The organism is Paenibacillus sp. TAF43_2, assembly GCF_052113545.1.
Lineage (GTDB): Bacteria > Bacillota > Bacilli > Paenibacillales > Paenibacillaceae > Pristimantibacillus.
Genome location: NZ_JBFRDK010000214.1, coordinates 1 through 9,587, shown reverse-complemented (window position 1 = coordinate 9,587; position 9,587 = coordinate 1). Strand labels below are relative to the sequence as shown.

Here is a 9,587-nt window from a genome sequence, read left to right as displayed (position 1 = left end):
ATCCATGCCATTAATTGACCGCCCCCTTTGCCTCTGTGCGAGCTTGGAGATAGCCTTGATAGTTAATCTCTGTTTTAGTAATCATCGCGTCCATGTCGCCGCCGTATGTGTTTTCAATGGCTATTACGTCTGCAAGCTCATGCGAAGGATTACCACGCCAATTAATGGAGTATTTTGCTCTGTATTGCTTCTGTGCCATGATCCAAGCAGCTACGGAAGAAGCTTGAGCTGCTGTGTTTATTAATGTGTTTTGGTCAAGTTTAAGTACATCACCAATGTCAACACCAGAAGCTGCCACAGAAGAAACGGCGGACGTATTAAGGTCGGTCCAGTACGTTACATCAACTTGCTTAACGACACGTTCTAGATCAATCTTGGGCTCTGAATATATGTTGTCGAAATCCACATTATCAACTGGAGCGCCGAACGATACCCGTTTAATAGTTATCACATTATTACGAGTAACAAAAATGTTACAGCGCCCAGTAATCGCGACCATTTGTATTAGCGATTTGCAATCGACAAGCTTATATAGAGAGTTGGTATTGATCGACATTAGAGCCGGATCAATGTAATAATTCGTTATTCCGCAGTAAGCAAAAATATCGACTGCAGCTTGATACAACGACTTGACCCCAATAACCGAATTGGCATGGCTGAAATTCGCCATCAAATCCAAGTTAGTCCGAGATGTAAAAGTGGCTGTTAGCGAACCTTCTTCGCTTGTCCACTCCCAGAGCAAATACTTGCCAAGCGGGACATACTCGTATGATCCATTAGGAAGCTCAACTCCCAATTCGGCAATAACCTCTTGACGTTGCTGTAAGTACTTAACATATCCAACGGGATTGAGGATGTTGAACAGTCTGTCACTATTATCTACCGTGAAGCGGAATTCAGGTGAAGGTAGCGAACCGCTAGTCAGATCCATTTCTTCTATGAGATCACAACTTATGAGCTGATCGTCGGTATAAGTGGCAATAAATCCGAAATCAACCTCTGATACCCTAACCCTCCGATTACCAGTACTCMATTTGTTAATCGTGATAACTACTTTTTTATATCCTTGAAATTGGCTGAAGAGTGGACACATGACAAGCGTATTGTTAGTTACGTTAACACTCTCAATTAGTACATCTGATGCATTGTAAACACTGGCTTTGAAGTCTGTTGCGTACTCGTTATTTAACTGGTCAAAAGTAACTGTCACGCCTGCGCTATTGTGTAACCCCCCAAACGTAATGGTAATTGTTTGAGGCATCGCGAAGGTGCCATCAGCACCACATAAGACACTTGACACAAAACCCGTTTCTCCATTGTTAGCAGGCACCGAATCGGGAAAGGAAAATGATCCATCAAGCCGGAAGCGATCCTGTTCGAGCGTGGCGAGGTTGTATGTCGTGTTCCTAATGTCATTATTTATTTGTTCTTTTTGACTGATAGAGACGAGCTCCGGTGTTGTGGTGATGTTTGTGACATCACCTTCAGCCGTCATATCAGAAATATCAAACATTACACGAGCGGTAACGCGGCGTGTCGGCGCATAGACCGCATCTTTATATGTTTGAGATGTTGGATACATGCGCCCACCTACTTCTCAATAATATTGAATTTAATATTTTTATATCTAATAACATCGTTGATATAATCGATAGCCTCGATACTTGGCGGACTAGCATAAAATGAAGCAGTCCGCTTTGCATTTAACTGTGGATCAAGATAAGTGACAGAAATAAAATTTGCTAGAATAGCAGTCAACAGTCGCGCTAAATCATCAGCAGGAAGATACGCCCATGACAATTCCAGTTTCCTCTTAATATTTATACGTTCCTTTATCAAATCGCCTCTAGCATTCCTGTCAGCTTTGTCTATTGGTTCAATAGCCCAAATCACGCTAGAAGGAGTCGGCAAATCGACTCCATTAATTTTAAGTAAAGCCAAGCCAACCCCTCCTATGTGGTAACGATAAATGAACCTCCAAGACGATTATTTTCTTGCTTCGTATATGACTGGATAGCCCGCGCAACCTCAACGCCGCCGATTTGAATTACGATATCCCCCTGTTGTTGCGGAGTGTTTCGTGAACTCATAGCAGTATTGACAACGGAAGTGATCATTCCGAGAAGATCAGAAAGAGGAGAGACAACTTCTTGTCCTCCTGGGTTATCACCAATCATGGCCAGCATCTCGCCGTTTGTAATTCCACCTTTTGCAAGTCTCGGAATCCTCGGAATTTTCGGCATACCGATTGTCGCGCCGCCAATTTCAAAATCGCCTATCTTAACCTTCGGAACCTTAATTTCAATGTCGTTAATTTGAGTGATAAAACTGTTTACCAAATCGATTACAGAATTAATACTGTCCTTAATGGTCCGACCTATGCCATTCCATGTATTTTCAGTCATTAAGGTCATATCTCTCCAAATTCCACGAAAARCATCTGTGATGCCCGATAGATCGATACGAGTTATTTCATCCCACTTGGCATTTACGGTTTGTTTGATGGACTCCCACAATGTTCCGGCTCCAGTGTTGATACTCGTCCAAATGTTAGAAACGAGTGTCTTCATAGAATTCCAGCTTATAGCAGTTTTGAAGTCATCCCATCGAGTAGCTACGGTTTTTTTGATACTAGTCCATGATTCATCCGCGTTCGTTTTTATTGCATTCCAAGTGTTGGCGGTCATTGTTTTGATGGAATCCCATTTAATAAAAGTTAAGAAGCTATCCCATATGCCTGAGACTGTTGTTTTAATGCTTTCCCACTCTTCGCTTGTACTTTGTTTTATTGCCATCCATACGTTCCCAATAACTTCCTTCATTGAGCCCCATGATATGCCGACTTTAATATTTTCCCAAACCTCTGTAATAATCGACTTCATTTCATTCCAATTAGACCTTGTTTGTTCCTTGGTTTCTTTCATCCGTTCTGCAAGAACATCACGAATAAATGAGCCGAAATCAGATATTTCAAGCTTTGTCGGATCACCGTAAGCTTTGATATCCGCCTTCATCAGCCTCCATTGTTCCACGAATTTTTCCTTCGTTTTTTTCATCGAATCGCCTAGGACAGGCAAGAGCATATACGCTATGCCATTTATCGTATCGTAAAATCCAAGAACGACATCCTCGGCACCTTCAAAGGCCGTTTCAAAATCACCACTCAGAATACCGTCGAGCCCCTTAAGCGCACCGGCTACAATGTCAATTTGTCCGCTCAATAACGTCATATCGCCTGTGAATTTCGAAACAGCTGCATCCTTGAATAAAGTAGCAAAGGTTTTTCCAATCTCACCAATCTGTTTATTATCACTGAAACCAGCCAAAGCTTGTTTCAAATTAATAAAGGACGCTTTAAGCTCGTTAACCGCATCAGTAGCACGCTTTTTATCAGCGTCAGTGAACAACTCCTTGAGTGCTTCCTTCAATCTCTTGGCTGCTAATTCAGCTCGTGTTGCCGCCGCTTCTAAAGCGTTATTCACATCATCTAGCGCGTTAGCACCTAAGCCTGCAGCAGACAAATCGGGAGAAGTTCCGCCTTTACTACCCTTATCTTCTTGCAGTTGATTAATCTCATCAAAACCTTGCAGGTTACTCGCTGCCTTTTTAGCTTTATCGCCTGTTTCTTCGTAAGCATTTCCCAACCCTGTAATAGCACCAGTTTGCGAATTTAGGTTAGGTTTGTATCCGAAGAATGCTGCAGTGAATTGCGCGATGATATTCATTGCATTCGAGAGCGCTTGTGCAAGCATTGTTAGAGCAGGTAACGCGATGTTGATGATTGGCAGGAATGCTTGACCAAGAGCAAGCTTTGTATTTCTAAGATGAGCAACAAACGTTCCAAGATCGGAAGCAGTATTTTTCGCAACTGTCGTACCATACTTTTTAGCAGTCTGCTCAAGAATACCTGTCAACCTGATTTGCTGTTGCGTTTGAAATGAGAGTTGCAACCAAGATTTATCGCCCGCGAATTTACGAAATGCCTCCGTAGATTCTAACATTGCAACGTTTACGTTAACGCCTAAGTCTTCAATCGCCTCCGTGTTGCCGAGTAGACCTGAGCGAATACGAAACATTACATCTTCCATATCACGTCCCGTTGCGCCAGATATGACCGCTGAAGCTTTAAGAATATCCGTTGTCTGTCCCATGATTTCATCGGAGGTTTTTGCAAAAGTTCCTATCAAGTTTGAAAATACTGCGCCATAACGAACTGCTTCTGACCTAGAGATACCAAAGGCGATTGCATTTTCATTTGCCCAATTTCTAAACTCAGAGCTGCTTGTGCTCATCATCCGGTTAACCTGTTGTAGGGCAGCCTCTACTGACATTGCATCTTTCACAGCTTCTTTGACTCCTGCTCCAAGCCCTCCGACTAAGAAAGCAGCAGCTATTCCTGCCATAGCAGTTTTTACAGTTATCTTAAATTTATCGAGATCACTCGATGCACCACGCAATTCCCTTCTCAGGGACGAAAAGTCGGCTCCAGCACGAACGAGTAGGTTTCTAACTACTGCCACAATTTTCACCCCCGGGAAACACAAAAAAGGACGGTTTTCCGTCCTTCGCGTTTCGTTTAATATGTTGTGCCGCCTAATGCCGCGTTTATTTTTTTCACCTCCGCGAGCATATCAGCTGCCGTTTGAGGTACCTTCTCTTCTTTTTCTAACTTGTAACCAAAAGCATCTTCAAATGTTGGGAATTTCTTCATAAGTGGCAGCAAGGCGCCCATATAGGTGAACATTGCCTGACTTTTTTCCGCTTCTTCTTTGGCACTATAAAATTCTTCAATATGGATATTCAACTCTCGCGGGGTCATTAGCTCATACTCGCTTATTGTTAAACCAGTCCGTAGAGCCATCCGTTTTGATTCTCCCCAGTCAAACGGCTTCTCATTTTCGCCATCTACTGGTTCGTCTTCCCTTGAGGTTGTTCGTTTCCCTCTTCGTTCTCAGTGAATGATACTATAATAGCTTCTGTAATTTTTTTCATATAATATTTTGGCGAAACTGAATCTAACAAGTCTTCCATTTTTTCAATTGTCAATGGTTCAGGATCGTCTTTTGAATCTTCCAACACTCCGCAGTAAATAATTGCTTCAAACTGCTCATATCCAATATCACCATCGACTACTTGCTCCATCGTTAGTCCTGTCATTGCTTGCATTTTCTTTAAAGCCTTATGTCCAAAACGCATTTCCCTTGGTCTATCTAATTTAATAATTACAACATCGTTTTTATTTTCTTTTGCCATTAAAAATCATCCTTTCAAAATAAAAAAATCAGGTCAGAACTTGAAAGCTCGGACCCGTATTAATTAGGCAGTTTTGATTACTACAACTTCATAGACCTTCTGAGCCTTCCCTGACTCAAACGCGATGATTGTAAGTTTTCTTCCTACATTAATTGTTAAAGGAATTGCAACTGATGGAGATCCACTAACCAAATCTTGTGAATACACGCCGTTAACATATAACTTGATGGAATGAGCTGCCGCTGTTGCCGTTACAGTAACCGACGCAGCGGTGACGCTACCGAAAGAATAGTTTGAATTAGCGTTAGTAAACGCAGGAGACAGCGTTCCGCCAGTACCAGTAAGTGATAATGCAGACAATCCTGCACTTGGCGTTGTTCCAAGGGATGGCGCTCCTGATACTTTAACAGTTGCTTCAAAGCTTATGGCATCCTCTAGTTCTGCACTTGTGGAAAATTTCGTTACAACACCATTAAACGTCCAAGTGGCGCCGAGTGAAGCAGGGAAAATTATGCTGTAAGCATCCGTTGATCCTGCTTGAAAAGATGAATAAACCGCCATCTGCCCGTTTGTATCACCTGGTTCGAAGAAACCTGAAATACTTAGTTCTCCACCATCTTTAAAACCACCAATAAATTCACGATATCCGCCATCGCTACTTAATGTTGTAACATCAATTGTTTCTGCTGATAAATCTAATCCGTTAATTGACTTAATTCCTGCAACGGAATTTGCACCTATTTGCAGAATGGTACCTACTGAACGTTTTGGCACAAAAAAACCTCCTCATATATGAACAATAAATTCAATTACACAGCGATGAAGTTTTGGAAGAGGCTCGTATAACTCGACTGGCCTCTCATATTTCAATTCCTGTACAAAAGGGCCTTCCTTACCAATTACTCTTGATTCAAAACTTATTAGCTTGTCTATGACTAACGCTGTTAATCGTTTCATTTCCTTGTATGTTCCTGCGATTATATTAAGATCGACTTCGATCTCCTTGCTGTTGGTGTAACCTGATAGATTCTTTTCTCGAAGCCCTTCGCTGGATGAATAAGCAATATAAGGCGCCGGCACTCCCTCTGTCGCCACGAGTGGAAAGATTTTCGATGAAAAACCTTCAATTTCTCTCAGCTCGAGAACTAATGCTGGTTCAAACTCCATTACCTCACCCGCTACTCATAATTTTGGTTACTTCTGTTTTGGCTACATCAAGGATCTTGGCCTCAATTTTCTGCTCGTTATCATCAAGAGACTTTCTTAGATAACGAAAACCAGGAATATATTTACCGCTTTTGGTCATAAATCCGTATTCTTGTGATGCTGGATAATAAGATCGCTTGCCTTCAGCAGATACTTTGACAAAAACGTTGTTCATAGCGGGGTCCATCATGATGTCATATACAGCTTTGCCCGCCTTAACGCGCCTCTCCTTTTTCATGACGATCCCTTTTTTGAGATTGCCTTCATCTACTGGAGCATTCTGCTTCGCATCTATTCGGGCAATTGCAGAACCTGCTCGAGCTGCCTTGTTAGCTACTTTCTGAGGTGACTTCCCAAGCCTCTGAAACATTTGCTGAAGCTCCCGAATACCTTGAATGTCTGTTCTCCTAGCCATTAGACACCCGCTTTACATAAATGAGCAGCTCGCGGCCTTGGCCCATTACATCAATGACTGACAGAATATCGTAAACATCAGATCCGTGGTAAACCCGCATCTCATTTTCAATACCTTTTGTAAATCGACATCGAAATTTAACCTCTACTAAGCTTTGAGCTGCCTCAGCAGCGAAATACTCCCTACCCAGCAGCGGCTCTTTAGATGACCAAATCGTTTTTACCGTTACCCATTCATTTAAACTAGCTCCATACTCATCTTGTGGTGGTTGTCGCTTCTTGATCGTAATTTTGTGCCTGAGCTTAAACGTCAGTGAGTTTTTGTTCTCCGCACATGTCATAGTGGAACAATCCTGTCTGCTGAAAGTAGCGAGTAAACTGCTCTAGGAGGATCACAATATCCATTTTCGAACCAATAGCAAATAAGCAGGACAATGGCCTGCTTAATCTTTGCTGGGATGTCCTCAGGCGCATCGCCATAACCAGTCACATAGCGCATAATGATTCCGTTAGTGGCTGCCAGTCGAACATTAGGCCATGAAGCACCTCGTTCTCTTATGATCCGAGCAGGTTCCGAGAAGTCGTCAATTACATAGTTTGAAGTTGGCCACTCTGATATGACTCCCTCGGAATCTTTGTAACTGACTGATGCGACGTTTTGAATTTTTGGACGTGGAAGTATAATGCTATTTCCATTCGGCCAACRATCCAATGCAAGCTCAAAAGTCTGCGTTATATATGCTCGATTTTGATGGGTTTCACACCATTCCCGAGCAGCTGGGAGTAATTCGTTAAGCTGCTCGTCGAATGAATCGTCATCCAGATCAATTCTTAACTGTGTTTTAATCTGATTTAACGTCACCGGCTCCACTATCGGAGCTATCACCTGTTTCAACTTCAGCAACCGACTCACCCTCTTTCAATTTCTGCAGGGCATTTTTTGCTTTATCTAAACCTCTAACCTTTTCGCCATTTGGCAACTCGTAATAACCGTTGCCGAGCTTTTTAAGACCCTCAATTTCGTCATCATCCGCCATTTCATTTCCAACAATGCCTGCATTCTTTGCTCGAATGTATTGCTCATCATCAAGCTCCAACAAATCACCAGGATATTTCCTTTCACCATCCAAATCGATGCACTCAGAGATTACTTCATACTGTTTCATACGCGTCTCCCCAATCTAAATAGGGCAGCCGAAGCCGCCCATGATTTTTATACTCCAGGAACGTCAAGAATTACGTAAGGTGTAACTTTTGTCACCTTGTTTTCAAGCGTCAGAGGAGCAGTAACCCATGGCTTACCATCAACGTTCCAGAACACTTTGATGACTGTTTTGTTTTGTTTAAACAAGACATGTTCCGATGCCGCGATAAATGGTCCAGAACCATCTTTGATCAGGTAGTATGTGAGATCAAGAAGCATCAGATCGCCCTTAGCTCCAAGAACGGCTGTTTTTCCAGTGAATACGATAGGGATACCCGAAAGTGTAGATGGAATGCCCCGTGTTGCATCACCTTGAATGAAGATGAAGTTACCAGCACCATCTTTAAGCGTCATGATTTGTGGGAGAGCGGATTGATTAGCGACCCATACCGCACCCGAAACAGATTCGGGAAGTAACGCAGCGTACATCATCACTGTATCGATGYATGAGATTTTGCTTGCCACTTCACGCTTAACAGCAATCCCTCCAGCAGCTCCGAGAACACCTGTGGGTTTTCCTGTTCCACTACCTGTCAAGAATGCGATATCCTCAGCCGCCGCCATAGCGCCTTTTAGAAGATTGCTAATGAATGAATTAGCAGCAGTCCAGTTACGCAAGAGTTTGTCAGTGATTACCGTTGTGGCTGCAACTTCATATGGGGACAAAGATACTTCTTTCAAGCTTGCGTTTGTATCAGGCTTTTCCGCGCCCTCCGCGATCCATGCAACTTCTACACCGCCATATACGCCGTTCGCGCCTTGGTCAAGTGCTGGCATTGTGATCTTAGCATCAGGTGGATCTCCGGCAGGGATAACCGTAGCGCGAGAACGTACAATATTTGCAGCTGGAGAGATCATTTTCACATTAGGATCAAATTGCGTTGGAACAGCGAAACCACCACCAGCGCCTGCTCCCATCGACCATTCGTTTTGAACTTTGCCAGGCAGCAATTGTCCGTGGAATGCTTCCGGAACTCCAAAACCGCCACCCTCGCCCTGACCGACAGGCAATTCATTCAAACGACCTTTAGGGTCGCCGAATCTGATAGCGTGTACGACTTCACCGAGATTTTTAAAACCACCATCATTTTTCTGTTCTGCTTGTATGGGTGCTCCGGCAACAGCTGATGGGCGGAAAATAGCGGTTTGTGGTTGGCTAAGTGCAGCAGCGCGGGCTGCCATCGTGTTTGCACGACCCTCTTTAGTTTGAGCTGCTTTGATTTTGTTCTCAAAAGTACCGAATTCTTTCTCTAGAGTGACGAATTCCGCTTCCTCAACTTCAGTCAACTCGCGTCCTTCGGACTCAGCAAGAGATAAAATAGCAGTTTGTTTTTCAAACACTTCAGCACGCGCTTGAAGTAGTTCGTCGAGCGTGTCCTCACCTGCTGCAAATTGTTGCAAATCCAATTTCAAAAGATATTTCTTAGCTTTGGCTTGTTGTTTCATTGATTCAACACTCTCCCTTGGAGGTTTAGTTTTTTTTGCAATAAAGAAAGCGGCACCTTAGGTG

Annotated in this window: 12 protein-coding genes; all 12 read right to left on the bottom strand. The window is 43.1% G+C overall.

The features are described from left to right. Positions 1 to 10 precede the first annotated feature (10 nt). The gene (locus tag AB4Z17_RS29160) at positions 11 to 1,582 is read right to left on the bottom strand and encodes a hypothetical protein (RefSeq protein ID WP_441963734.1); all 1,572 of its coding nucleotides are present in this window, start codon (positions 1,580 to 1,582) and stop codon (positions 11 to 13) included. A gap of 8 nt (positions 1,583 to 1,590) precedes the next feature. Further along, positions 1,591 to 1,941, bottom strand: coding sequence for a DUF6711 family protein (locus tag AB4Z17_RS29155; RefSeq protein WP_441963732.1), 351 nt, complete (start codon positions 1,939 to 1,941; stop codon positions 1,591 to 1,593). 11 nt (positions 1,942 to 1,952) lie between these two features. Continuing rightward, positions 1,953 to 4,520, bottom strand: coding sequence for a phage tail protein (locus tag AB4Z17_RS29150; RefSeq protein ID WP_441963730.1), 2,568 nt, complete (start codon positions 4,518 to 4,520; stop codon positions 1,953 to 1,955). 56 nt (positions 4,521 to 4,576) lie between these two features. Next, the gene (locus AB4Z17_RS29145) at positions 4,577 to 4,861 is read right to left on the bottom strand and encodes a hypothetical protein (RefSeq protein ID WP_441963728.1); all 285 of its coding nucleotides are present in this window, start codon (positions 4,859 to 4,861) and stop codon (positions 4,577 to 4,579) included. A gap of 44 nt (positions 4,862 to 4,905) precedes the next feature. Continuing rightward, positions 4,906 to 5,253, bottom strand: a complete 348-nt coding sequence (locus AB4Z17_RS29140) for a hypothetical protein (protein ID WP_441963726.1) — start codon at positions 5,251 to 5,253, stop codon at positions 4,906 to 4,908. Positions 5,254 to 5,316: 63 nt separating this feature from the next. Next, entirely contained in the window at positions 5,317 to 6,027 is a 711-nt protein-coding gene (locus tag AB4Z17_RS29135) for a phage tail tube protein (RefSeq protein WP_441963724.1), read from the bottom strand. A gap of 12 nt (positions 6,028 to 6,039) precedes the next feature. Continuing rightward, positions 6,040 to 6,420 carry a tail completion protein gp17 gene (gene gp17, locus AB4Z17_RS29130; protein ID WP_441963722.1) on the bottom strand — a complete coding sequence of 127 codons (381 nt, stop codon included), beginning with the start codon at positions 6,418 to 6,420 and terminating at the stop codon, positions 6,040 to 6,042. A gap of 4 nt (positions 6,421 to 6,424) precedes the next feature. Further along, a complete protein-coding gene (locus tag AB4Z17_RS29125; RefSeq protein ID WP_441963720.1) occupies positions 6,425 to 6,874 on the bottom strand; it encodes an HK97 gp10 family phage protein in 450 nt (149 codons plus the stop codon). Continuing rightward, positions 6,867 to 7,214 carry a phage head closure protein gene (locus tag AB4Z17_RS29120; protein ID WP_441963718.1) on the bottom strand — a complete coding sequence of 116 codons (348 nt, stop codon included), beginning with the start codon at positions 7,212 to 7,214 and terminating at the stop codon, positions 6,867 to 6,869. Before AB4Z17_RS29120 ends, AB4Z17_RS29125 begins: the two co-directional genes overlap by 8 nt. Further along, complete coding sequence (locus AB4Z17_RS29115) at positions 7,211 to 7,777, bottom strand: head-tail connector protein (RefSeq protein WP_441963716.1); 567 nt, start codon at positions 7,775 to 7,777, stop codon at positions 7,211 to 7,213. Before AB4Z17_RS29115 ends, AB4Z17_RS29120 begins: the two co-directional genes overlap by 4 nt. Further along, positions 7,716 to 8,039, bottom strand: coding sequence for a hypothetical protein (locus tag AB4Z17_RS29110; protein ID WP_441963714.1), 324 nt, complete (start codon positions 8,037 to 8,039; stop codon positions 7,716 to 7,718). Before AB4Z17_RS29110 ends, AB4Z17_RS29115 begins: the two co-directional genes overlap by 62 nt. A gap of 47 nt (positions 8,040 to 8,086) precedes the next feature. Then, entirely contained in the window at positions 8,087 to 9,523 is a 1,437-nt protein-coding gene (locus tag AB4Z17_RS29105) for a phage major capsid protein (RefSeq protein ID WP_441963712.1), read from the bottom strand. Between the last annotated feature and the right edge of the window lie 64 nt (positions 9,524 to 9,587).